The sequence below is a fragment of the Flavobacterium frigoris genome (assembly GCF_900111075.1).
Classification (GTDB): Bacteria; Bacteroidota; Bacteroidia; order Flavobacteriales; family Flavobacteriaceae; genus Flavobacterium; species Flavobacterium frigoris.
Window position 1 is genome coordinate 191,463 of the sequence record NZ_FOFZ01000002.1, and the last position, 26,145, is coordinate 217,607.

22 protein-coding genes are annotated in these 26,145 nt (G+C 35.0%); 11 read left to right on the forward strand and 11 right to left on the reverse strand.

The window, feature by feature from the left end:
• Positions 1-3 precede the first annotated feature (3 nt).
• The 8 genes from BMW63_RS03965 to BMW63_RS04000 all read right to left on the reverse strand — a co-directional run bounded on the left by BMW63_RS03965 (position 4) and on the right by BMW63_RS04000 (position 10,803).
• The gene (locus tag BMW63_RS03965) at positions 4-1,056 is read right to left on the reverse strand and encodes an NAD(P)/FAD-dependent oxidoreductase (protein ID WP_074721472.1); all 1,053 of its coding nucleotides are present in this window, start codon (positions 1,054-1,056) and stop codon (positions 4-6) included.
• 129 nt (positions 1,057-1,185) lie between these two features.
• Positions 1,186-2,076: a type IX secretion system ring subunit PorN/GldN gene (porN, locus tag BMW63_RS03970; RefSeq protein WP_074722042.1), complete on the reverse strand. Its 891-nt coding sequence runs from the start codon at positions 2,074-2,076 to the stop codon at positions 1,186-1,188.
• 50 nt (positions 2,077-2,126) lie between these two features.
• Positions 2,127-3,665, reverse strand: coding sequence for a type IX secretion system motor protein PorM/GldM (gene porM / locus BMW63_RS03975; RefSeq protein WP_074721474.1), 1,539 nt, complete (start codon positions 3,663-3,665; stop codon positions 2,127-2,129).
• 49 nt (positions 3,666-3,714) lie between these two features.
• On the reverse strand, positions 3,715-4,362 hold the full coding sequence (porL, locus tag BMW63_RS03980) for a type IX secretion system motor protein PorL/GldL (RefSeq protein WP_074721476.1): 648 nt from the start codon (positions 4,360-4,362) through the stop codon (positions 3,715-3,717).
• A gap of 27 nt (positions 4,363-4,389) precedes the next feature.
• Positions 4,390-5,802: a T9SS ring complex lipoprotein PorK/GldK gene (gene porK / locus BMW63_RS03985; protein WP_074721478.1), complete on the reverse strand. Its 1,413-nt coding sequence runs from the start codon at positions 5,800-5,802 to the stop codon at positions 4,390-4,392.
• 130 nt (positions 5,803-5,932) lie between these two features.
• Positions 5,933-7,084, reverse strand: coding sequence for a formimidoylglutamase (locus BMW63_RS03990; RefSeq protein ID WP_074721480.1), 1,152 nt, complete (start codon positions 7,082-7,084; stop codon positions 5,933-5,935).
• Between the two features lies 1 nt (position 7,085).
• The gene (gene topA / locus BMW63_RS03995; protein ID WP_074721482.1) at positions 7,086-9,617 is read right to left on the reverse strand and encodes a type I DNA topoisomerase; all 2,532 of its coding nucleotides are present in this window, start codon (positions 9,615-9,617) and stop codon (positions 7,086-7,088) included.
• A gap of 418 nt (positions 9,618-10,035) precedes the next feature.
• Positions 10,036-10,803, reverse strand: a complete 768-nt coding sequence (locus tag BMW63_RS04000) for a DeoR/GlpR family DNA-binding transcription regulator (RefSeq protein ID WP_074721484.1) — start codon at positions 10,801-10,803, stop codon at positions 10,036-10,038.
• A 160-nt stretch (positions 10,804-10,963) separates the two neighbouring features.
• Here BMW63_RS04000 and BMW63_RS04005 point away from each other — a divergent pair, with 160 nt between their 5' ends.
• From BMW63_RS04005 to groL, 11 genes are all read left to right on the forward strand, one after another.
• Entirely contained in the window at positions 10,964-12,544 is a 1,581-nt protein-coding gene (locus BMW63_RS04005; protein WP_074721486.1) for a glycerol-3-phosphate dehydrogenase/oxidase, read from the forward strand.
• Positions 12,545-12,570: 26 nt separating this feature from the next.
• Complete coding sequence (gene glpK, locus BMW63_RS04010; protein ID WP_074721488.1) at positions 12,571-14,067, forward strand: glycerol kinase GlpK; 1,497 nt, start codon at positions 12,571-12,573, stop codon at positions 14,065-14,067.
• 24 nt (positions 14,068-14,091) lie between these two features.
• Positions 14,092-14,820: an MIP/aquaporin family protein gene (locus BMW63_RS04015; protein ID WP_074721490.1), complete on the forward strand. Its 729-nt coding sequence runs from the start codon at positions 14,092-14,094 to the stop codon at positions 14,818-14,820.
• A 26-nt stretch (positions 14,821-14,846) separates the two neighbouring features.
• The gene (locus tag BMW63_RS04020) at positions 14,847-15,638 is read left to right on the forward strand and encodes a hypothetical protein (protein ID WP_083380355.1); all 792 of its coding nucleotides are present in this window, start codon (positions 14,847-14,849) and stop codon (positions 15,636-15,638) included.
• A 277-nt stretch (positions 15,639-15,915) separates the two neighbouring features.
• Positions 15,916-17,361, forward strand: coding sequence for a tRNA (N6-isopentenyl adenosine(37)-C2)-methylthiotransferase MiaB (gene miaB / locus BMW63_RS04025; protein WP_074721492.1), 1,446 nt, complete (start codon positions 15,916-15,918; stop codon positions 17,359-17,361).
• Between the two features lie 29 nt (positions 17,362-17,390).
• Entirely contained in the window at positions 17,391-18,650 is a 1,260-nt protein-coding gene (locus BMW63_RS04030; protein WP_074721494.1) for a sigma-54 interaction domain-containing protein, read from the forward strand.
• Positions 18,651-18,773: 123 nt separating this feature from the next.
• Positions 18,774-19,277 carry an LptE family protein gene (locus BMW63_RS04035; protein WP_074721496.1) on the forward strand — a complete coding sequence of 168 codons (504 nt, stop codon included), beginning with the start codon at positions 18,774-18,776 and terminating at the stop codon, positions 19,275-19,277.
• A 41-nt stretch (positions 19,278-19,318) separates the two neighbouring features.
• Entirely contained in the window at positions 19,319-20,170 is an 852-nt protein-coding gene (locus tag BMW63_RS04040; RefSeq protein WP_074721498.1) for a tetratricopeptide repeat protein, read from the forward strand.
• 3 nt (positions 20,171-20,173) lie between these two features.
• Positions 20,174-20,500, forward strand: coding sequence for a preprotein translocase subunit SecG (secG, locus tag BMW63_RS04045; RefSeq protein WP_074721500.1), 327 nt, complete (start codon positions 20,174-20,176; stop codon positions 20,498-20,500).
• A gap of 133 nt (positions 20,501-20,633) precedes the next feature.
• Positions 20,634-20,909: a co-chaperone GroES gene (locus tag BMW63_RS04050; protein ID WP_074721502.1), complete on the forward strand. Its 276-nt coding sequence runs from the start codon at positions 20,634-20,636 to the stop codon at positions 20,907-20,909.
• 74 nt (positions 20,910-20,983) lie between these two features.
• The gene (groL, locus tag BMW63_RS04055) at positions 20,984-22,612 is read left to right on the forward strand and encodes a chaperonin GroEL (protein ID WP_074721504.1); all 1,629 of its coding nucleotides are present in this window, start codon (positions 20,984-20,986) and stop codon (positions 22,610-22,612) included.
• A gap of 299 nt (positions 22,613-22,911) precedes the next feature.
• Here the strand turns inward: groL and BMW63_RS04060 are convergent, their stop codons facing one another.
• The 3 genes from BMW63_RS04060 to BMW63_RS04070 all read right to left on the reverse strand — a co-directional run bounded on the left by BMW63_RS04060 (position 22,912) and on the right by BMW63_RS04070 (position 26,127).
• Positions 22,912-23,607 carry a DedA family protein gene (locus tag BMW63_RS04060; RefSeq protein WP_074721506.1) on the reverse strand — a complete coding sequence of 232 codons (696 nt, stop codon included), beginning with the start codon at positions 23,605-23,607 and terminating at the stop codon, positions 22,912-22,914.
• 292 nt (positions 23,608-23,899) lie between these two features.
• Positions 23,900-25,255 carry an MBL fold metallo-hydrolase RNA specificity domain-containing protein gene (locus BMW63_RS04065; protein ID WP_074721508.1) on the reverse strand — a complete coding sequence of 452 codons (1,356 nt, stop codon included), beginning with the start codon at positions 25,253-25,255 and terminating at the stop codon, positions 23,900-23,902.
• A 41-nt stretch (positions 25,256-25,296) separates the two neighbouring features.
• The gene (locus BMW63_RS04070) at positions 25,297-26,127 is read right to left on the reverse strand and encodes a restriction endonuclease (protein WP_074721510.1); all 831 of its coding nucleotides are present in this window, start codon (positions 26,125-26,127) and stop codon (positions 25,297-25,299) included.
• Positions 26,128-26,145: the final 18 nt, after the last annotated feature.

The following is a 26,145-nucleotide window of genomic DNA, read 5'->3' on the forward strand; positions in this document are numbered from 1 at the left end:
AAATTATCTCTGTCCTTTCGGCAGAAATCTTTTTATATCAATTGCGGCATCCAACGGAATATCATTTTCTATAGCATTATATAAAGCCTTAGCCATAGAGGGACCTAACATCACTCCTCTTGTACCTAATCCATTTAGTATATGTATCGACCCATACAACGAATGAGTCCCTACTAAGGGCCGTCTATCTTTTACTGTTGGTCGAACTCCAGCAAAATGCTCAACGATAGTAAAGTCACAGCTAATAATTTCTTTAATTCTATCGATTAATTCCTGTTTACCTTCTGCTGTGACTACATCTGTTTTATCTTTCCAGTTGTAAGTTGCACCCACTTTAAAAAGGTCGTTGCCCAAAGGCAAAATAAAAACGCTTGTATTTACAATAACGTCCAGATCAAGATCAGGAGCTTTAACAATAAACAATTCTCCTTTTGTACCGTCTAATGGTAAATCCTTAAAATAAGGATTAGCATGCATCCCAAAACCCTCTGCAAAAATAATATGTCTTGCTTCAATATCTTTATATCGAATATCATTACCCACAACACGCAACGATTCATAATCAAATGATTCTTCCCTGAATAAATTATTACTCAAAAGATACTTCTTATATTTTTTTAATAGAACAGCCGTATCAACATGACCTGTCTGTAATACTTCTCCATAATTGAATGGAGAATCAATTCCCGAATATTTTTTCGTAATCAATTCTGTAGATAAAAATGGCGCCAATGTTAATTTATCTGACGCTGCAAACCAATTATTTTGTTCTTCAATCGAAAAAAACTTCCTAAGAATAGGCTTCTTAAAATCGACTTTAGTTTTAAGTTTATCTTCCAAAATACTGTAGAACTCGTTCATCAAAACCAACTGCTCTTGTGCTTGCCATACTTCACTAAAACGTTTAAGAATTACTGGATTGTATAATCCACCTGCTATCCTTGAAGAATTTTGAGAATTGTTATCCATCACTAAAATAGTTTTATTATGCTGTAACGCAATTTCAGAAAATCCAATACCAGCAAGACCCGAACCTATAATTAAATAATCAATCATACTATAAAAGTAATAGTTAAAATAAAACACAAAGAAAGAACAATAAAAGAACTAACCTTAAAAATGAGGCAAAAAAAAACTCTTATCAATTACGATAAGAGTTTTTCTATATTCTAATGAAAAACGAAATTAATAATTCCACATATCTGATTCAAAATCACGTATTTTTTCTTTCACTCTTTCCGATTCTAGCAATTGATTCTGAGCATTATCTTTCATATACTCATCAATTGCTCTGTCTCCATATACATTTTCTTCTTTGTAAATAAAACTATTAAAGTGTCTAGAGTTCAATATTTGGTCAAAAGAAATCGGCATTGAAGAATTGGCATCATTAAAAGCTTTTGCCTCATGCAATACCTCTCTTGCAGCTGGGAAGAAAATCCAAAATAATTCAATATAATCTTTTTCGTCACTGTTCATTGTATACACATCTGGAGTAACCGGACAAATACCCAACAAACGATATTTTAATTCACTTTGACGTTTATCAAAATACCAATATCCTTTAATTTTATATTGAGTAACATCCTGAGCTGTTAAATCAGATCGCATAATATATTCAGGAGAAACACTCTGTCCTGCATTTACTTGCTCTCTACCTGCATCAGTAGTATCGACACGACTTAAAGCACCTTGAATGTCCTTGTATGACTTTTTTGTATTAAAATAACTGTCAGAATACACTTCTGTAATCGCACCGCTTTTTACAGCTTTGGTCAATACATCATACAATGAACGTCTGTCAGAACCAATATTTGCCGTATCGATAGGAAAATACAAAGCGAAATTAATTTTTTCACTAAGATCTATGATTTCCCATACGGTTTTACCCATCAAAATATCTCTATCATGCACGTAACCATAAGCCAATGGTTTATCATTGTCTGATATGAGTTGCGCAGCAGTTTTAAGACCTATTTCATTTGGTGTTTTTGCATTTAGCAAATTAGATTGTGCAAAAGAAGAACAACCCCCAGCAATGGAAATAACAACTAGTAAAAAATTTCTAACATTCATCATAATATAATTATAAGATATTGAAGTAGCCCTTAACGGCAACTTACTTATTATTGTATTTCAAAAATAACTGGAGCCGTTCTAGGCAATAAATAACTACCTGCACCAACAAGCCTAGTTTTAATTTCCGAAATCGTAACTTGATCTCCTCTTCCTGCTTTAGAAAGAACCGACTTACACTGTGCATTTAACTTGTCCCCTTGAACAACCACTGTTGGCTGACCAGTAACTTTCAAATTAAATCCTAACACATTTAAACCAACTTCAAAATCAAAATCTTCAAGTTTAGCACCAATTGTAGCAATCTCTAAATTCGATTTAGGTCCTTTAACGACACCTGTTTCTCCTCTAATGGTACCTGTGGGACCAGGAATACCTTTAATTCTATATACTCTTTTGTCATTTGCAACTTTTCCGTCAGACATTTTACCTGAAACACTAATTACAACTTCATTTCCTCCACCTGGGCTCATATTGTACTTACCGTTTCCAACCTTAGTTAAACCAGGCGCGGAAGCAGAAACGTCACTATCAGAAATACCAGCAAAGGAAATAGACATTGGGTTTACAACACCTCTGTATACTACATTCATCTTATCTGCAGAAATCGTAGCTGAGTTAGGTCTTGGAACAACCACATACTTACCTTCAAATTTTAGAGGAACCGTTTTCCCGTCTTCAAGAAAAGAAAATTGTCCTGCTATTTTTTGCTCACCTACACCACCCGCCGTCATCGATATCACTGCCTGACCATTGACAATTTTTCCTGGGCCAGAAAAAGAAGTTGGTTTTGTATTATCGTCATATCTACCTAGAACTACCTTACCAGTAACAGCTTCGCCTTGAAAATAAGCGTTTTTATCTAATACAACTATCGCTTGATAATTGTTATATGATGCAGCTGCAACAGCAGCTTTACCTAGCGCAGAACTATAAACATCCAATTCCGCTTTATTAATATCATTTTGCCAAACCGACAGCTTTGCTACAGTCGCGATGGCTGGAAAGCCTTTAAAGTGATACGATAAAAATTTATCTTTTAATCCTTCTTTATTTTTAACATCAGAAACATCAAACTTAGTTTCAATTTCTTTAATAATTGAAGTGTATTTTCTATCTGATCCTAAAGCAACCTTCATATCTGCTTTGTATCGCTCTATGCTAGCTATAATTTCGTTACCTTTTTTAGAGTAACCTTCTCCTGCAAACCAATCATCGATATTATCACCTTTATCCATTTCCTCATAAGGTAATTTTCCTGTTTCTGGATCTATTTCAAAACCTTTTGTAGCTTGTGCCTTTAAAGATGCAATATAATTAAAAAAATTATCTGTAATAGTTTTTACTTTATGAGCTGTCTCCGCAGCTACTATAAACTCACCTTTTGCCTCACCTGCCTTCGCTTCTAAAGCACTTAACATTTGCTCATTAGATAATTTAGAAGTTTCATTTGACGTTTCAAATTTTTCATTCATCAATCCAAAACCTGAAATAACTTCTTTTGATACATTCATTGCCAACATAGCGATAAAAACCAGATACATAAGGTTTATCATCTTCTGTCTAGGGGTTAGTTTTCCTCCTGCCATATTTTCTAATAATTAGTTAGTTGTTATATTTTGTATAGTTCGAAACTAATTACCCTTTGTTACCCATTGCAGAAAGCATTCCACCATAAACATTGTTCAATGAAGACAAGTTTGTAGTCAATGATTGCATTTGATCTTTTAATTTTAAGTTGTTCTCAAGAACTTCTTCATTGATTTGTGCGTTTCTAGAAGCACCTTGCAACTGTATTTTATATAAACTGTTCAATGATTCCATTTGAGCGGCTGCCATAGTTAACTCTTCACTATATTTTTTAGTAGAAGCCATAGATTCAGCAGTTGGAGCAATACTTTTTGCAGCTGATTCAAAATTTTTGATACTACTTCCTAAACTTGCCATTAATTCACCATCAATTTTAGCATCTTTCAGCATAGCGTCTAATTTTTGAGACAACATTCCTTGTGAATCTGCAGGAGCTTCCATTTTTTTCTTCGATTCTCCTTTAATTCCATTCGCTAATTCTGGATAAACCAATGTCCAATCTAACTCATCATCAACGGGTTCAAACGCAGAAAGCGCAAAAATTAAGGCTTCAGTTAATAGTCCAATTGAAAGCATTAACGTCCCTGTTAATGGCCCAAGTTCGAAATGTGTTATTTTAAATAATGCACCCACGATTACTACTGCAGCACCCATTCCATATGCGAAATTCATTGCCTTTTTACTTAATAATGCCATAATTTTTTTTGATTTAGGAGGTTTTTTTTATTTGTTATTAATTTTCTTTCCGTTTCCGGTGGTTTGCAATCCCATGTAATCCTGAACAGTTCTAAAACCGATAAAACTTCGTGCAGAATCAGCATATTCGAAATCCCTTGTACTTACCTGTAGGAAATAAGCAACGTCTTTCCATGAACCTCCACGAACTACCTTACGTTTATTAGACGCATCTAAAACGTTAGGATTCATTGAGGAAACATACTCATATGCGTTAGGATCGTAGGAAGAGTCTGTCCATTCTGAAACATTCCCTGCCATATTATATAAATTGTAACCATTTGGCTCATATGACTTCGCTTCCACAGTATACAATGCTTGATCAGCTGCATAATCTCCTCTGTTCGGCTTGAAATTTGCTAGAAAACAACCTCTATCACTTTTAGTATAAGGCCCTCCCCATGGATATGTAGCTGATTCTAAACCACCTCTAGCAGAATATTCCCATTCTGCCTCTGTAGGCAATCTAAAAGCGTTCACTAAATCACGACCTTTCTTCTTTGATTTAATATAATTGTTTTTATTAAGTGTTCTCCATGCACAAAAAGCTTTTGCTTGTGTCCATTTTACCCCAACAACAGGATAATCACCATACGCTTTATGCCAGAAATAATCATTATGCATTGGCTCATTATAAGAATAAGCAAAATCTTTAATCCATACTGTTGTATCAGGATAAATTTTAACTTCTTCTGTTTTTATAAAATCTTTTCTTTTCCCAACCTTAGCTTTTGCCGCAGCTTGAATATCCATCCACGAATAACGAAATTTCAATTTATCAACATCAATCGTTCGTAATCCATTGTAAGACTCTTCTAGAGGCAGATACATAGAATCCATTACTTCAACGTAATATTCATCTGGATATAATTTAGGATCTTTTATCAACTTCACTTTTCTGTTAAGCTTTCTTCCAGCATACTGATCATCTTCCGTACCAATACTATAATAATTATCATACATGTATTTGTCGTATGCAGTCATTTTTTCAGGATCTGAATCATTGAAAGCAAAATCGCCAATACTACCAGCATTTTTACCTTTGCCTTTTGTATCTTCACCTTTTATACCACTCATATCTGCAAGAATAGCCAAACGCATTCTAATAGTAGAATCTTTAACCCATTCCACAAACTCACGATACTCACTATTTGTTATTTCAGTTTCATCCATATAGAATGATCTAACAGTTACTGTTTTTGTTGGAGCGTCTTGTATTGAAGCAATATCATCATCAGATTTACCCATAATAAAAGCGCCTCCTGGCACTAAAGTCATACCGTATGGTTTCTCAGGATGCCATTTACCTCCTTTAACTCCTACCAATTCACCTTTGTCACTTGACTTACCACAGCCGACTAACAGTACTAATATTGCCATAAATGCAATGAACTTCTTCATATAAATGTGGGTTATTTATTCATTATTCTTAAAGTCTGTAAACCTATTTATTATTTTTTAAAAAAACAATTATTTTAAACTAAACATTCTTCAATAATAGAATTAAATTAGTTGTATAAAAATCCTGGCTCTAAATGTTATTTTTTCGCTGTGCCTTCCACCATCTTTCTGGCAGTTCCTGATTACACGCGTTTAAATATTCATCGTAAGAACAAGGTAATAACGTATTTCTCTTTAATTTATTATTCCCGTTTGAAATAAATGGTATTTCTATCCACCATCTATCCGTTTTGTCACTTTTATAAAAAACAAGAACCTCATCTTCGAGAGGCACAATGTATTTAATATAATTTTCACGGCTGCCAAAAGGATATTCATTAGATCGGTAATGAAACCCTTCTATAAAGTACCATATTATCTGCGCGATTAGAACAGATTCCTGAGCTGAATTATTATGATTGAATAAGCCAAATATAGAAACTTTATCACTAATTCCTGCATATCTTGACAAAGAACATATTTCCTTTCCATTAAAACCGTTGGGGGTGAAAGAATTAAAATTACCAGAATCCGATGATTTTACGGAGTTCAAATCAAGACTAACTACGTCCGCATCCCTAAATACTGGTTCAGCTAAAGCAATGTTGTTAGAAATTTCTCCTAATCTGTAGCTATCAAAAAACAACTTTTCGACCAAATCAATCTCTTCTTGCGAATTATAATAAGTCTGATAGCCAATATTGCAATAATTGAACAGATTGTTAGGTTCATCTATTATTATTTTAGTCAAATAAGATGAAGCAGACATCTCATCATTTTCTTTTCCAAAATCGAACTTACTGTCTACTGAAACTAAATTCACCATTTGTTCCAATTCGTCAAAAGCCCTGTAAAGCGCAAATGTTAAATCTTGGGAACCACCGATAACTATAGGTACAATTTTTTTCTTAATTAAATTTGAGACCACTTTTCGCAAAGCAAAATAAGAGTCTTCTATAGAATTCCCAGCCAAAATATCCCCTAAATCAGCAATTGAAGCATCCCAATTACCCGGAAACATAGTATACAATTCTTTACGAATTGCTGATAAATCAACATTTTCTGTAGCTTTACCACCTCCGCGGTTCTCTAATACCCCAATTACAGCGATATTAATCTTATTTAAATCCGGAAACTGGTTTTTTGTATGAAAAACTACCTTACTTCCCAACTGTTGAGAAGTCAACCCCTGAACTAATTCAAGAATTTCAGTATCGACAGGTTCTAAAAAATCAAATTCCATTCTATTTCTTTTTTGCTACAGGTTTCTTAACCGCTGGCTTTTTAGCAGCTGCTTTCTTAGCTGGCGCTTTTTTGGCAGCCACTTTTTTTGCAGGTGTCTTCTTAGCTATCATTTCCTGAACTTCTTCCAAGGTCAATTTTGTAGCATCAACTTCTTTTGGAAGTTCAATTTTTATCTTTCCTTTGGTTATAACAGAGCGCCCCCAACGTGCTTTTTCAACTAAAATTCCTTCCTCTTCCCAGTTATGCAAAACCTTGTCAATATTTTTCTGCAATTTATCTTCAATCAAGGCTTCAATATCTGATTGTGACAAATTATCAAAATTATATTTCTTACTTACATTAATAAACAAACCATTCCATTTGATAAAAGGACCAAAACGACCAACGCCTTTCTGAACACCCTCGCTTTTATAGACTGCAATAGGCGCATCAGCAATTGCTTTTTCATCAATTAATTCTTTTGCTCTATCAAAATCTACATCTAAAGGATTTTCTCCTTTTGGCAAGGACACAAAAGCAGCTCCGTGACGAATGTAAGGACCATAGCGGCCATTACTTACCTCAACTTCCTCTTCTTTATATACCCCTAAATTTTTTGGAAGTAAAAACAAATTCAAAGCTTCTTCCAAACCAATATTTCCAATATTTTGGTCAGGCATTAAACTAGCGAATTTTTTCTCTTCATCATCTGCTTCTCCAATTTGAGCCATTGGCCCAAATTTCCCCAAACGAACAGAGACTTGTTTCCCGGTTTTTGGATCTTTTCCTAGAATTCTTTCTCCACTTTCTCTTTCGGCATTTGCCTCTACATCTTTTACTGTTGGATGAAATTGATCGTAAAACTCTTTCATCATAACCGCCCAATCAACATTTCCTTCGGCAATTTCATCAAAATCTTGCTCTACTTTTGCAGTGAAATTATAATCTAATATATTCCCGAAATTTTTTACTAAGAAATCAGTAACGATGGTCCCAATGTCTGTTGGTACTAATTTTCCTTTATCGGAACCTGTATTCTCTTTTAGTAAATTCTCCTCTAATTTTCCGGATTGCAAAATCAATTGCGTATACTTTCTCTCTTGTCCGTCAAGATTTCCTTTCTCAACATAGTTTCTGTTGATAATAGTAGAAATGGTAGGCGCATAGGTTGACGGACGACCAATTCCTAGTTCTTCCAGTTTTTTAACCAAAGAAGCTTCTGTATAACGCGCCGGAGGTCTTGAATAACGCTCCGTTGCTGTTATATAATTGTTTTGAAGTTTTTCATTGACTTTCATCGCTGGCAACATTCCTTCTTGCTCTTCTTCATCGTCATCATGACCTTCCAAGTATACTTTTAGGAAACCTTCAAAAAGTAAAACCTCGCCAGAAGCCGTAAAAATTTCACTGTGATTGTTAGCTTCAATTTTTACGTTTGTTCTTTCCAACTTTGCATCACTCATTTGCGAAGCCAAAGTTCTTTTCCAAATCAAATCATATAAACGGGCTTGATCTCTATCGATATTTACCGTATGACGCGACATGTCTGTAGGACGAATCGCCTCATGCGCTTCTTGTGCCCCTTTACTTTTATTGACAAAAGTTCTCGGTTTAGAGAATTCTTTGCCGTAAGATTTAATGATTTCTGCCTCGGCAGCTTCCATCGCATCTTTAGAAAGGTTTACACTATCCGTTCTCATATAAGTTATAAGACCGGCTTCATATAAGCGTTGTGCTAATTGCATTGTAATCCCAACAGGTAAATACAATTTTCTTGCTGCTTCTTGCTGTAAAGTTGAAGTCGTAAAAGGTCCTGTTGGCGATTTTTTGGTTGGTTTTGTTTCTAAATCCGCCACCTTATAAGTAGAACCGATATTTTTGTTTAAAAAATCTTCTGCTTCATTTTTAGTATTGAAATTCTTTGGAAGTTTTGCTTTGAATGACTTTCCTGATTCATTGGTAAACTCGGCAACAATAGAATAACTTGCTACTGCATTAAAGTTCTGAATATCTCTTTCGCGCTCCACAATTAAACGAACCGAAACCGATTGCACGCGACCTGCTGAAAGTCCGCCTTTTATTTTCCTCCATAATACAGGAGACAATTCATACCCTACTAATCGATCTAAAACACGACGAGCTTGTTGTGCATTTACTAAATTATAATCAATTTCACGTGGATTATCAATCGCTTTTAGAATAGCAGTTTTGGTAATTTCATGAAATACGATTCGTTTTGTTTTTGCTTTATCTAATTTTAATTCTTCGGCTAGATGCCAAGAAATAGCTTCTCCCTCGCGATCCTCATCACTTGCCAACCAAACCATTTCGGCTTTTTTAGCTAATCCTTTTAACTTAGTGACTAAGGCTTTCTTATCAGGTGAAACTTCATATTTAGGTTTAAAACCATTCTCTACATCTACTCCTATTTCTTTAGAAGGCAAGTCGGCAATATGCCCATAACTTGACTCCACTTGAAAATCACTTCCTAAAAATTTCTCGATTGTTTTCGCCTTTGCAGGGGACTCCACTATTACTAAATTCTTTGCCATTGCTCTATTTTTCTGGGACAAAAGTATCTATTTTTTTTAAATATAGCACTTTTGAGAATTTTAAAAGTAGTCTTTACTACTAATAAGGATCAAAATACGGCCGCACTTTAGGGAAGGCACTAAAAAAGTGCTTAAACAAAATAATCTGAAAATTATTAAAAAGGAGCAGAACCGTTGTGTTTTAGCTCCTTTTTAGTTGTTATAATACGCTGTAGTCTAAGAAAAGTGAATTTGAATCAAAAAAGGCAATTAAATAAAATCAAAGTCTTACTTAATTGCCTTTTTTATCAATTATTGAAAAAGAGATACTTTTTCAGTGCCCTCCACTTTAGGCCGCTTTATCAGCAATAAACCATAAGTACAAACAATCAAACATTTATATATTAATAACTTACAAACCCTAAGATAAAAAACCAAATTATAATTTCCCCGCTACAACAACATTAATTCCGATTTCTTCGAGTTTCATTTTAGTTTCGACATCAATACCCTCATCAGTAATTAGTACATCTATTTTGTTCAGGTTACAAATTTTACCAAAACCTCTAATATTCATTTTTGTCGAATCGGCGAGGACGATAACTTTCTCAGCAACGTCAATCATTGCTTGATTTAAATGCGCTTCTAGAGCATTTGAAGTACTCAAACCAAATTCTAAATGAACGCCATCAGTACCTAAAAATAATTTATTACAAGAAAATTGACTCAAAATAGCTTCAGCAATAGGTCCAACGGCTGAAGTGGAGCTGTCTCGAATATCCCCACCTAATTGAATTATGTCAATACTAGGCTCTTTACATAACTCTAAAGAAACCTTTAACGATGGAGTAAGTACTGTTAATTTATGAAAACCTTTAATAATTCGGGACAAATAATGAATATTAGAACCCGAACCTAAAATAATATAATCGCTGTTGCTTATGTATTTCAATGCTTCTTCTGCAATTTGCATCTTCTGCTCCACCTGCATTTCCTCCTTGTCATCAATATTACGCTCAAAAGCATACAGCGGTTTTTTACTTGCTCCGCCATGGGTCCTATGCAATAACTTTTCATTTTCTAAAAAATTCAAATCCTTTCGTATTGTTACGGTTGAAACATTATGAGCTTCACATAGGTCAACCACATTGACATATCCCTTTTGCTCTAACTCGTTAAGTATGTCTTGTTGTCTCCTGTTAATCAAAGCCTGTTTTATTAGTTATTACTACACAAAATAACATATTTTTTTTGAAAAATACAATTTTAACACATTGTTTTTGATAAAATAGCAAAACTTTCATTTTGTTTCATTAAGTTTGTAATGTGAAAGTAAATATATTAATATTACAATTAAAAAACACATTATGAAACTAAACGAACAATTATCAAAACTAAAACAGACTCCAGAATGGGATGTCATCATTATAGGTGGAGGAGCTAGCGGTCTTGGAACTGCAGTTGATGCCGCCAGCAGAGGATACAAAACTATTTTAGTTGAAGCAGTAGATTTCGCAAAAGGAACCTCGAGCAGAAGCACTAAATTAGTTCATGGTGGCGTACGCTATCTAGAGCAAGGTGATATCGCTCTCGTTAGAGAAGCACTAAAAGAACGAGGCCTGATGGCAGAAAACGCTAGACATCTTGTTAAAAATCAATCCTTTGTCATACCAAACTACACCTGGTGGGGTGGTTACTTCTATACACTAGGATTAACTCTCTATGACCTATTAGCCGGAAAATTAAGCTTAGGCCGATCAAAATATATTTCAAAGAAAAAAACGATTGAACTACTCCCAACAATAGAGCAAAAAGGATTGGTCAGTGGTGTTATCTATCAAGATGGTCAATTTGACGATTCGCGCTTAGCTATAAACATAGCACAAACAGCAGTAGAAAAGGGCGCTTGTATTTTAAACTACACTAAAGTTGTTAATTTACTAAAAAACAGTAACAATCAAGTCACTGGCGTTCAGGTTAAAAATCAAGAAACTGGAGAATTATTCGACCTAAAAGGAAAAGCCATTATAAATGCAACGGGGGTCTTCACTAATGCTATAATGAAACTAAACGATACCGTTTATAAAAAATACATTGTACCAAGTCAAGGAATACATCTTGTATTTGATAAATCATTTCTACCAAGCGATCACGCATTGATGATACCAAAAACAAGTGACGGAAGGGTTTTATTTGCAGTGCCTTGGCATAATAAAATAGTATTAGGAACAACCGACACCTTGATAAAAAGCCATAGTCTTGAACCAATTGCATTAGAAACTGAAATCGAATTTGTTCTAGAAACAGCACAGAGATTCTTAGCAAAAAAACCTACCCGTGCAGACGTTCTTTCTGTTTATGCAGGGTTACGACCATTAGCTGCACCAAAGGAGCCAGGTAAAAGCACTAAAGAAGTTTCCAGAAGTCATAAAATAATTGTTTCAGAAACAGGACTAATAACGATTACTGGAGGAAAATGGACTACGTATAGAAAAATTGCCGAAGACATTATTGATAAGGCAATACAGGTACGTCATTTACCAAAAAAGAAATGCAAAACAGAACACATTGCAATTCACGGAAACAAAATAACGAATGCAAAAGACCGCGAAAATCATTTATACATCTACGGAACGGACATTCCTAAAATCATAGAGCTACAAAATCAAGAACCCGAATTAAAAGAAAAACTACATCCTGATTACGAATACACTATGGCAGAGGTAGTATGGGCAATTCGTTATGAAATGGCTAGAACAATTGATGATGTTTTAGCAAGAAGAGTGCGCTTATTATTCTTAGATGCTCGTGCAGCTATTGCTTCTTGTGAAAAAGTTGCACAATTATTAGCAAAAGAACTTGGACATGACGAAATATGGACGCAAAATCAAATAGCTGAGTTTACAACTATTGCTAATGGTTTCCTCCTATCCGGTTTTAAAAAATAATTCTATTAACCAAATCTATAATAGCCATGAAAAAAAAATTAATCTTAACACTAGATCAAGGAACAACTTCGTCTAGAGCAATCGTCTTTAACCATGACGGAGAAATAGTGAGTGTTTCACAAAAACCTTTTGAACAGCTATTCCCAAAACCGGGATGGGTCGAACATGATCCTAAAGAAATTTGGTCTTCTCAAATCAGTTGCGCTGCAGAGGTGATTGCGAAAGTTGGTATTACAGGCAAAGAAATAGCTGCAATAGGAATCACTAATCAACGCGAAACAACAATAGTTTGGGACCGGGAAACTAGCGAGCCATTGTACAACGCCATAGTTTGGCAAGATCGTCGAACAGCAAAATATTGTAATGAATTAAAAGCAGCAGGCCATGCAGACATGATTCAAAAAAAGACTGGACTCGTTTTAGACGCTTATTTTTCTGGAACAAAAGTAAAATGGATTTTAGACAATGTAGAAGGAGCGCGGGAAAAAGCAGAACAAGGAAAGCTATGTTTTGGTACTGTTGACACCTGGCTAATATGGAAACTAACTCGAGGTAAAATGTTCATGACCGATGTTTCTAATGCAAGCCGAACTTTGTTATTAAACATCCATACCTTAGAATGGGATACGGAACTACTTGAATTATTCGATATACCAAGAGCAATGTTACCAGAGGTAAAACAAAGCAGCGAAGTATACGGAGAAACTAGCACTACCCTATTCTCTACAAAAATTCCAATTGCAGGTGTAGCAGGAGATCAACAAGCAGCACTTTTTGGACAATTATGTACCGAACCTGGAATGGTAAAAAACACTTATGGAACTGGTTGCTTTATGCTAATGAATACGGGAAACAAACCTGTTTATTCTAAAAATAATTTACTGACTACCGTAGCTTGGAAAATCAACGGCAAAACAACCTATGCTTTAGAAGGAAGTGTTTTTGTAGGCGGAGCAGCAGTACAATGGTTGCGAGACGGTGCAAAAATGATCGATTCAGCAGAAGACATCGAAGCATTAGCCGCAAGTGTACCAGACAATGGAGGTGTTTATTTTGTACCTGCATTAACCGGTTTAGGAGCACCGCATTGGGATCAATATGCCAGAGGAGCCATTCTAGGTATTACCAGAGGAACAACAAACGCACACATAGCAAGAGCAACCATAGAAGGAATTACTTATCAAGTATATGACTTAGTAAAGTCAATGGAAGCCGATTTTGGCGAAAAAGGAAAAGAGTTACGAGTCGATGGTGGAGCAGCTGTTAATAATTTAATGATGCAATTTCAATCTGATTTGTTTGGCTTTAATGTAATCCGACCGAAGATGCTTGAAACAACAGCACTAGGAGCGGCCTACTTAGCAGGACTGGCTGTCGGTTACTGGAAAAGTATTGACGAATTACAAGAACAATGGTCTATTGACCGTGTGTTTTCTCCTGAAATGCCAAAAGTCGAAGTAGACAAACTAGTAAGAAACTGGGATAAAGCCGTAGGACGTGCAGAAAACTGGATCGAAGACTAACTATAAATCATAAAAACATAAGATATGACACCATTTATAGCCGAAATAATTGGCACGATGTTAATGATTCTATTAGGAAACGGAGTTGTTGCAAACGTAGTTCTTAAAGGAACAAAAGGAAATAATTCAGGATGGATTGTAATTACTACCGCATGGGCATTTGCCGTTTTTGTAGGCGTAGTTGTCGCAGGACCAGTAAGTGGCGCGCATTTAAACCCCATCGTTACACTTGGACTAGCACTTATAGGCAAATTTGCTTGGAGCCAAGTAGCAACTTATGTTACTGCCCAAATAATTGGAGCTATGCTAGGCGCTTTTCTAGTTTGGCTCTCTCACAAAGATCATTTTGCCGCTACAGAAGATGAAACTGGAAAATTAGCTTGCTTTAGCACAGTACCAGCGATACGAAATTATTCTTCTAATTTAATCAGTGAAATCATAGGGACATTTGTCTTAATATTTGTAATTTTTTATCTTGGAGGACCAGAAATTAGTATGGCAGTTGCTGTAGATGCTAAAATTGGATTAGGTTCGATAGGCGCTCTACCGGTTGCAATTCTAGTATGGGCGATTGGATTAAGCCTAGGTGGGACAACGGGATATGCTATAAATCCAGCAAGAGACTTAAGTCCAAGAATTGTGCACTCCTTACTTCTTAAAGGGAGTAGCGACTGGAGTTATGCTTGGGTACCAATTGTCGGTCCGATAATAGGATCAAGTTTAGCTTCATTATGCTATTTAATGCTCAGTTAAAACCTCACTTACATAGATCAAATAAAATGAAAAAAGCACTAATTGTCGCTGTAATTTTACTTACAGGATTAACTGGATACGCTCAAAAAACAGCTATTTCAGACACAATAGAAACACCTAAGCAAGAGATCAAAAAATCTCGATTAGACTTTAATGTCAATCTTAGAACGAGCCACCTTTGGAGAGGCTTGGTGATCAACGACGGGATGACTGCCACCGGTTACCTCCATTATGCCCTAGACAAAAAACAACACTTTACCGTTGGTTTTTGGGGAGGAGCAGGATTTGCTGGTAACTATACTGAAATAAATTATTTTGTTCAATACCAAAAAAATGACTTATCCATTGGTTTATGGAATCTATTTAACACTAAGGGAATAGAAAATCCAGAGGTGTTCAATTATGATAAAAACACTACCACACATCTCATCGATTTAAGAACATCCTACCGCTTTCCATCGACATTTCCACTGCGAGTTGAGGCAGACGTATTACTGTATAGCGGTTTAAACGATCGCGAACTAAACAACGAAAATCAGTACCGAAGCAGATACTCCACTTACGTGGAAGTAAGCTACCCAATTATTAGAGACCAAAAAGTAAATTTAAATCTATTTCTGGGAGCAGCCTTTCCAATAATTGGAAGCAAACATTTACATACTAGCAACGTCGAAAGTAATTTTGATATTGTAAACGCAGGAATGGCACTCACCAAAAATATTGAAATATTTGATTATAAATTACCTGTTTCTGCAACCGCTATGTGGAATCCTGCTAACAAAATTGCAAGAATCCAGTTGGACGTAAGCTTGTTCTAACTTATAATTTTAATTTGTTAGTAAAAACTCTCTTTTAGAAATAGGAGGGAGTTTTTCATTTCTAAATATAATCTATTCCCTAGCCCAGATTAAAGTGAAAATCCTTTTCTCTCGTTTCTTTAACGAGAGAAAAGATTGTAACGGAAAGCTGGAAATAGCTCCATACTACGATTATGCAAGCTAATACAAATAAAAACCAAAAACATTGTTAAATCTTCATATGACATCTTGTCATATCTATTGCGATTGCCTTATCTTTGTGGCTTGAAAAAATATGATGGAAAAGATAATTGAAGAAAGCAAACAAGGCGAAAGTCTTGTACTGGAAAACAAACCCGAGAATACTAAAAAACTCTTTATAGAAAGCTATGGCTGTGCGATGAATTTTTCGGACAGTGAAATTGTAGCTTCCATATTGTCCACGAACGGATACAATACTACTCAAATTCTAGAAGAAGCCGATTTAGTTCTAGTAAATACCTGTTCCATTCGTGATAAAGCAGAGCAAACAGTAAGGAAACGGTTAGAGAAATACAATGCTGTGAAGCGTATTAACCCAAAAATGAAGGTTGGGGTTTTAGGTTGTATGGCAGAACGTTTGAAAGACAAATTCCTAGAAGAAGAAAAAATTGTGGATCTAGTTGTGGGTCCTGACGCCTATAAAGACTTACCTAATTTATTGGCAGAAGTTGAAGAAGGACGTGACGCCATCAACGTGATTTTATCTAAGGATGAAACTTACGGAGATATTTCACCGGTGCGATTGATGAGTAACGGTATTACCGCTTTGGTTTCCATCACTCGTGGTTGTGATAATATGTGTACGTTTTGTGTGGTCCCTTTTACACGCGGACGCGAACGCAGCCGTGAACCACAAAGTATAATGAAGGAAATTCAGGATTTGTGGGACAAAGGCTTTAAGGAAATCACGCTTCTTGGGCAAAATGTGGACAGCTACCTTTGGTATGGTGGCGGATTAAAAAAAGATTTCGCGACCGCTTCTGAAATGCAAAAAGCAACTGCCGTTGATTTTGACCAATTATTAGAAATGGTGGCTATTGGTTTTCCAAAGATGCGTATTCGCTTTTCGACTTCAAATCCGCAGGATATGCACGAAAGCGTTTTGCACGTAATTGCAAAACATCCTAATATTTGCAAACACATTCATTTACCAGTTCAATCAGGAAGCAATAGAATCTTGAAGGAAATGAACCGTTTGCATACCCGTGAAGAATATATGACTTTGATTGACAAAATAAGGACTATCATTCCAAACGGATCTATTTCACAAGATATGATTGCTGGCTTTCCCACGGAAACAGAACAAGACCATCAAGACACCTTGAGCTTAATGGAGTATGTGCGATATAATTTTGGATACATGTACTCCTACTCTGAAAGACCTGGAACATTGGCAGGAAGAAAAATGGAAGACGATGTAACTGATGAAACCAAAGCTAGAAGATTACAAGAAATTGTAGACTTGCAACAAAAACACGCTTGGTCGCGCTCTGAAGAATTTATTGGACAAACGGTAGAGGTTTTAGTCGAAAAAGTTTCTAAAAAATCTACTGAAGAATTTTCTGGAAGAAACTCACAAAGTATCACAGTAGTTTTCCCGAAAGAAGCGTACGCTATTGGTGACTTTGTAAATGTAAAAATAACATCTTGTACTAGCGGAACTCTCAAAGGGGAAGCAGTGGGATTTAGTGAAATGAATTAAAAAAGTGTGAAGTTTAAACAATATAGAACATGGATACAGTTCAAGCTATAAAACAACGATTTGAGATTATCGGTAATGACCCGAAGCTTAATCGTGCGATAGAAAAAGCCATTCAGGTTGCGCCTACTGACATTTCAGTATTAGTCGTGGGTGAAAGTGGTGTTGGAAAAGAAAGCATTCCCAAAATCATACATTCCCTTTCACACAGAAAACACGGGAAATACATTGCTGTAAACTGTGGTGCTATACCAGAAGGAACAATTGACAGTGAACTTTTTGGTCATGAGAAAGGTGCTTTTACAGGAGCAACAAGTACTCGTGAAGGCTATTTTGAAGTAGCGGATGGCGGAACTATTTTTCTTGATGAAGTTGGCGAGCTCCCGTTAACAACTCAAGTTCGATTACTTCGTATTCTAGAAAATGGCGAATTTATGAAAGTTGGTTCTTCTCAAGTTCAAAAAACAGATGTGAGAATTGTAGCCGCTACCAATGTCAATTTATTTGATGCTATCGAAAAAGGAAAATTTAGAGAAGACTTATATTACCGTTTAAGTACCGTTGACATTTTACTGCCTCCATTGCGAGACAGAAAAGATGACATTCATTTATTATTCAGAAAATTTGCTGCTGACTTTGCCTTCAAATACAAAATGCCTCCACTAAAACTGGATGAAGGCGCAGTGCAAGTATTACAAAAATTTCGCTGGAGCGGAAACATTCGTCAGCTGCGTAATGTTGCTGAACAGGTTTCTGTTCTAGAGACTAATCGCGACATTACTGCTGCTGTTTTACAATCTTATTTACCTTCTGAAGGAAGTAATTTACCTTCAGTAATAAAAGATAAGAAAAGCGAGAGCGATTTTAGTAACGAAAGAGAAATTTTGTACAAAGTCCTTTTTGACATGAAAAGCGATTTACATGATCTAAAAAAACTTACTTTAGAATTGATGGAAAATGGCAGTTCTAAAGTTCAGGAAACCAATAAAAACCTGATTACAAAAATATATGGATCTAAAGAAAATGATAATGAAATTGACTTTGAAGAAGAACCGAGAACAGCCTTAATTTCGAGCCAAAGCAATGAAGGAAACTATCAGGAGAATGACGATAATTACCTTTTTGCAGAAACTGTGGAAGAGGAAGAAGAAGTATTGAGATTAGAGCAAAAGGAAATCGAAATGATTAAAAAATCATTAGAGAAAAATAAAGGAAAAAGAAAAGCAGCAGCAGATGAATTAGGTATTTCTGAAAGGACTTTATATCGAAAAATCAAACAATTCGATTTGTAACACAAATAAAACGTCAAAAATCAATTCTATAATCCAAATTAGTATATTTGGCAAAATTGAAAATTATAAATTCGATCGAGTTGGAATTTGAATTTTCAAAAATTGGAACTTTCAAAACTAAATATGAAAAAAATATATTCTTTACTAGCCCTATTTTCGTTATTTATTTTAACTGGTTGCTCGGTATATAACTTTACGGGTACCGGAAAGATCGATGCGAAAACATTTCAAGTAAACTTTTTCCAAAATAATGCAGAGCTAGTTGAACCTGGAATTGATAGAACCTTTACACTTGCCTTACAAGATATAATCCAGAATCAAACTAATCTAAATTTAACAAAAAATGGCGGCGATTTAACTTACGAAGGAGAGATTGTCGATTATAGAATAAGCCCAATGACAGCTACTGCAGATCAGCAAGCTGCTCAGAATCGATTAAAAATTAGAATAAACGTTCGATTTACTAATAGAAATAAGGAAATCGATAATTTCGAAAAAACGTTTGAGTTCTTTTATGATTATCCAGCTGCTCAACAACTTTCTGGTGCCACTTTAAATAGTGCCATTAAAATAATTTTTGAAAGAATCACACAAGACATATTTAATGAATCCCTAGCAAAATGGTAATCATTCCTAGCAATTCGATTTAAAAAATCTGAAATCTGAAAATGAACGTAACTACTTATACAACCTTAATCAATAAACCAAACACTATTTCTGAGCTACAAACTTTAGCTTTAGAAAAAGTACTGGATGAATTTCCTTTTTTTCAAAGCGCAAGAGCTTTGCGATTAAAAGGACTATACAGCCAAAATAGTTTTAAGTATAATTTTGCTTTAAAAGTTACGGCAGCACATACAGCTGACAGAACGGTATTGTTTGACTTCATAACTTCGGAGAGCTTTACCGCCATTCAAAAAGAATTGTATGATAAAAAAGCACTTGAGCTTCTAGATATAGATGTTGTTGACGGCGAAATAATTACTCCTCAAGAGAAATCAGAGCCTAAAAAGAACACATTAGAACAATCTATTCTAACCTCTATAAAAGAATCCACTGTTGCTGACCTGACTGTTAATTTAAATCTTGTTGAGGAGAAACTAGCCATCGGTACTCCCTTAGATTTTTCAAAGAACGAGCAACATTCTTTCCAGGAATGGCTACAATTATCCAGAACACAACCGATCGACAGGGAGAATGAAAAAATTAACACCCCACAACCGATACCACAAAACGAGGGTAAAAAGAAAAAAGCAGCATTAATCGATAAGTTTATTGAAACTAGCCCAAAGATTTTGCCAGTTAAACATGGAGTAGGCTCTACCGTTCGAATTGAAATAAATACGAACGACCATTCGTCGCTAATGACCGAAACTTTAGCCAAGGTATATTTAGAACAAAAAAAATATCAAAAAGCAATTCAAGCTTATGAAATATTAATTTTGAAATATCCAGAAAAAAGTAGTTTCTTTGCAAACCGTATAGCGGATATTAAGATTTTACAACAAAATAATAATTAAACAATGAGCACATTTTCAATTTTTTTAGTTTTAATAACAATAGTTTGTTTTCTATTGATTGTAGTAATAATGGTTCAAAACCCTAAAGGCGGTGGACTATCATCTACAATAGGTGGTTCTCAAATGTTAGGTGGAGTACAAAAAACAACTGACTTTTTAGATAAAAGCACTTGGACACTAGCTACAATACTAATAGCGTTAATATTATTATCAAGTTTAAGTTTCACAGGAACATTAAGCGATACGGATTCTAAAATTATTGATAACACAGAAAATGCAGCTCCAGTTGTACCTACTACACCAATACAAGACGTACCAGCTACAAAATAATCTATCACCTATATTATAAAAAATGCCAGCCTGTCAAAGCTGGCATTTTTTATAAGAAATTATGTCAGTTCAGCAAGGGTGGCATAATTTCTGACTTTCAATACACACTAATATAATTTAAAAAAAAAAAATCATGGCTTTAAACATTAAACCACTTTCTGACCGCGTTCTTATAGAACCAGTAGCTGCTGAAACTAAAACTGCGTCAGGGATTTTTATTCCAGATACTGCTAAAGAGAAACCACAAAAAGGAACTGTTGTTGCAGTTGGAAATGGTACAAAAGAACATACAATGACTGTAAAGGTTGGAGATAGCGTTCTTTACGGAAAATATGCTGGAACTGAATTGAAATTAGAAGGTAAAGATTATTTGATAATGAGAGAAGATGATATTCTTGCAATAATATAATCGCAAAAATAAATCTAAAATAGTACCGACAAGTTGTAACTTGTCTCTTCAAAAAATTTAACAAAATAAAAGAAATGGCAAAAGATATAAAATTTGATATAGAAGCACGTGACGGATTAAAACGTGGCGTTGATGCATTAGCTAATGCAGTTAAAGTTACCCTAGGACCAAAAGGTCGTAATGTAATTATTGGAAAATCATTTGGTGGACCAACAGTAACAAAAGATGGAGTTACTGTAGCTAAAGAAATTGAATTGAAAGACCCATTAGAAAACATGGGCGCTCAAATGGTAAAAGAAGTAGCATCAAAAACCAATGATTTAGCAGGAGATGGAACTACAACTGCAACTGTTTTAGCACAAGCAATTGTAAAAGAAGGGTTGAAAAACGTTGCTGCAGGAGCAAATCCAATGGATTTGAAACGCGGTATCGATAAAGCAGTAGAAGCTATTGTTGCTGACTTAGCAAAACAATCAAAAGTTGTAGGTACTGACTCAGACAAAATCAAACAAATCGCCTCTATTTCTGCAAATAATGACGAAGTAATAGGCGAACTAATTGCTGCTGCTTTCGCAAAAGTAGGAAAAGAAGGTGTAATCACGGTTGAAGAAGCTAAAGGAACAGATACATATGTAGATGTTGTAGAAGGAATGCAATTTGACAGAGGATACCTTTCTCCATATTTTGTTACCAATTCTGAAAAAATGGAAGTAGAATTAGAGAATCCTTATATTTTGTTATACGACAAAAAGGTTTCTTCTCTAAAAGAATTATTACCTGTTCTTGAGCCAGTTGCTCAATCTGGAAAACCGTTATTAATTATTGCTGAAGATGTAGATGGTGAAGCACTATCAACATTAGTTGTAAATAAATTACGTGGAGCTTTAAAAATCGCTGCTGTAAAAGCACCAGGTTTTGGAGACAGAAGAAAAGCAATGCTTGAAGATATTGCCATCTTAACTGGCGGAACTGTAATCTCTGAAGAAAGAGGATATACTCTTGAGAATACTACTTTAGAAATGTTAGGTACTGCTAAAAAAGTAACTATCGACAAAGACAACTCTACGATTGTAAGTGGTGCTGGTGAAGCTGACATGATTAAAAATCGTGTAAACCAAATTAAAGGTCAAATGGAAGCGACAACTTCTGATTATGACAAAGAAAAATTACAGGAACGTTTAGCTAAATTAGCTGGTGGAGTTGCTGTTCTTTATGTTGGTGCTGCTTCTGAAGTAGAAATGAAAGAGAAAAAAGACAGAGTTGATGATGCATTGCATGCAACGCGCGCAGCTGTAGAAGAAGGAATTGTTGCTGGTGGTGGTGTTGCATTATTAAGAGCTAAAAATGTATTAAGTGCTATAAAAGCAGACAATGCAGATGAGGCAACAGGAATACAAATTATATCTCGTGCTGTTGAAGCTCCATTAAGAACCATTGTTGAAAATGCAGGTCTTGAAGGTTCTGTTGTTGTTGCAAAAGTAGCTGAAGGAAAAGGTGATTTTGGTTACAATGCTAAAACAGACGAATATGTAGATATGTTGAAAGCTGGAATTATCGATCCTAAAAAAGTAACACGTGTAGCGTTAGAAAATGCTGCGTCAGTTGCTGGAATGATTTTGACTACTGAATGTGCTTTGATTGACATTAAAGAAGAAAACGGCGGAGGAATGCCTATGGGTGGCGGTATGCCTGGAATGATGTAATATCAAACCATTTTATATATAAAAATCCGTTCTGTTTAATTACAGGACGGATTTTTCATTTATACTGTGATATGCCGAAGTATCAATCCTAAAAAATAATACGTGGAGTATTAGAATATGCTGCGTCAGTTGTAAAAATGATATTAAAGAAGAAAACACACTTGCAACACCAATGGATGACCTTATGCTGAGAGTATCGCAATACCGAAATCCTTTTATAAAAAATCCGTCCCGTTATTACACGGGACGGATTTTTTATTTTTACTTATATTTGAAAAATACTATTGATTGTTCGTTTTCTATATATCTTTTTTGTCCTCCGTCACCTTGGTTTTTTTAGCAAGTTTAAGAAGCACTGGAGAAAGTGTTAATACCACTAACCCAATAATTATTAATTCAATATGGTTCTTTAAGTCTATTTGATAGTTATCAAGTAAAAACCCATATAAATAATGACCTGCAAAAATCAATGTAAAGGACCACAGAAATGAACTTACAACATTGTAAAACATGAACTTCTTTTTGTCCATAGTTACAATTCCAGCTACAATAGGAGCAAAAGTTCTAAATATAGGCAAGAATCTGGCAAAAATAATAGCCCTACCTCCGTGTCTTTCAAAGAAATCTTTAGATTGCACAAGATATTTTTTCTTAAACCAAAAAGTATCCTTTTTATTATAGAGATAATACCCGCTTTTAGACCCAAACCAATACCCCATTACATTACCTAGAACACCTGCCACTGCCACTGAGCTAGACAAGATCATAACATTAATAAAAGCACTGTCTATAAAGAATACATTCTCTATTAACTCTCTATTATAGATCCCCGCCAAAAAAAGCAAACTATCACCCGGTAAAAAGAAACCAGCAAAGAGTCCTGTTTCAGCAAAAACGATAAATAACACAATATAGATACCTAGTTTTATTCCATTTATATCAAAATGAATATAAAAAAGAGGGTCTATTAAATTCTTCCAATCAAAACTATTCATTCTTTGGGGTTTAATGCTTAAATTATATGTGCGTGAAAGTAGTTATAAATTATATTAACCACAATTTATTGGATAATTTTAAAGTTTAATTAACGCTAAAATCATCATTTGAAATGACTGAGTCCTTTAAATAGTTATCGCTTTTATCAATTACATATTTTTGACATTGGAAGTTTAGAATCAAAACCAGTCAATTCTATTTTTTTTAGGCAAAACACAAGCGGAATTATTTCAAAAACAAATCCCAAAGATGTCTCTTTGGGATTTGTTTTTGACCACAGCTATAAAAAACTTAGAGCTCAAATTCCTGTCCCATTAAAGGGATAGAACAATCAAATCCATAAGTCTCGTTTATTTTTATGCGAAGTTCATCTGCTGGTTGATTTTCACTATGAACTAAAAATACTTTTTCCGGTTTGTTCTCTAATGCAGAAAGCCAATTAAGCAACCCCTTTTGATCCGCATGTGCTGAGAGCCCTTCTATTTCAAGAATCTTTGCTTCTACGGGATAATATTTTCCATAAATCTTAACTTCTTTGGCTCCTTCAAGTAATTTTCGTCCCCGTGTACCTTCTGCTTGATAGCCCACAATAATTACGGTGGTCTCAGGTAAAATGATGTAGCGTTCTAAATAACTCAGAACTCTTCCTCCTGTCACCATTCCACTTGCAGCAATCACTACTTTTGGATGTTTATTATAAATTGCATCAATCGTTTCTTGATAATCAGTAATCATAGTAAACATTTTATTTATTGCTATACAATCTTCTAATGATACCTTATGCCACTTTCTATTTTCAAAAAATATCTCAAAAGCACTCACTCCCATAGGCGAATCTATAATATAAGGCATATCAGGGATTTTACCTTCTTCTTTGAGTTGCCATAGCAAATACATGATCATTTGTGCTCGTTCCACCGCAAAGCTAGGTATAATGACTGTCCCTCCCCTCTGAAACGTATTATTAATATACATTTCTAATTCTGACTTGGGATCACTGTCAGGATGAAGACGATCTCCATATGTACTCTCCAGAAACACATAATCTGCTTTTTTGGGTTTTGTTGGCGGATACATTAAAACATCGTTATCCCGGCCAATATCACCAGAAAAAACTAATATTTTATTTTCGAGCTTTAGCTCAATACTGCACGCTCCAATGATATGTCCAGCATTAACAAAAACTGCTGAAATTTCAGCATCCAAAGGCACAGCTTCATTTGTATTAACGACCCTAAAATGTGGAAAAACTTTTCTAGCTTGCTCTACATTATATAGTGGCTCTGCAACTTCGTGTTTAGAATACTTTTCTTTATTCGCTTTTTCAGCTTCCTCTTCCTGAATTTTACCACTATCTAAAAGAATAAGTTCAGCAATTTCTTTTGTAGGGCCTGAACAATATATTTTACCTTTAAAACCTTGATCAACTAACCTTGGCAACCAACCGCAATGATCTAAATGCCCATGCGTCAGAAGAACAAAATCAATAGTAGAAGCTAAAACTGGCAATGGCTGCCAGTTCAGTTCCCGCAAAGGCTTAATACCTTGAAAAAGTCCGCAATCTATCAAAATCCGAATCCCATTACTTTCAATCAATGTTTTTGAACCTGTTACTGTTCCTGCCGCTCCAATAAATTTTACTTTCATGATCCCGTTTTTAAGATTAAAAAATCAAACCAATACTTACTTTAAATACATCTGACTAACTCTCTTACTTCTTTTAAAACATTTTTAATCCTGTTAGAACTCAACCCAATTTTCTCTAATTTATCAGAATTATTTATTAATTCTTTCGCCAAGATTACGTCTAATATTAATAATTTATCCTTTTCCACCAGAGACAATGTAGTCAGACAAGTCACAGGATAAAGGCAATCAATATCATTTTTAGTTTTCAAATTATTGCCTTTCGGATAATCCCAGCTCAATAAATTCATACCTGAACATTTCGCAAAAACTATTGCATCAGATGTAAATCGATTATTAGTTACTATCCAGCATTTTGAAATGATTTCATTTTTCGAGAAAACAATTTGTTTTCTTTCTCTCAAATCATTAAATCTTGAAAAAACATATAAAGGAACTTTTACGTCCGACTTATTTTCTCGTGCCGAATGAAATTTACATTCAATCATTTCCAACTCATTGTCTTTCTTAATCAAAACGTCAATTTCATGCGATACACATTTACCAGGCAAAATTAAATTAGTAACCGTTTGATAACCTTCCGCATCAAAAAGGCGTGCGATATATTTTTCGAAGAAAAACCCGGCAGGCCCTAATGACTGTAGAGCCGATCTTAAATTATATCGCGCCGCATGTGAATTAGCCTCTTTTTTCAACAAAGCAAAAGCGCGTTTATAAATTTTTTTTGTAGAAATTCCCTCGTAGATTTCACTACTGATTTTATGCAAGATATCCTCAACCACCAAATCGTCTGCTCCAGATTTCATTAATGACTTTCGAAGTTTTTCAGGATCAAAATCAACAATATCTCCAGAATGTTTAATTATCTTCATACCTATAAATTATTTAAC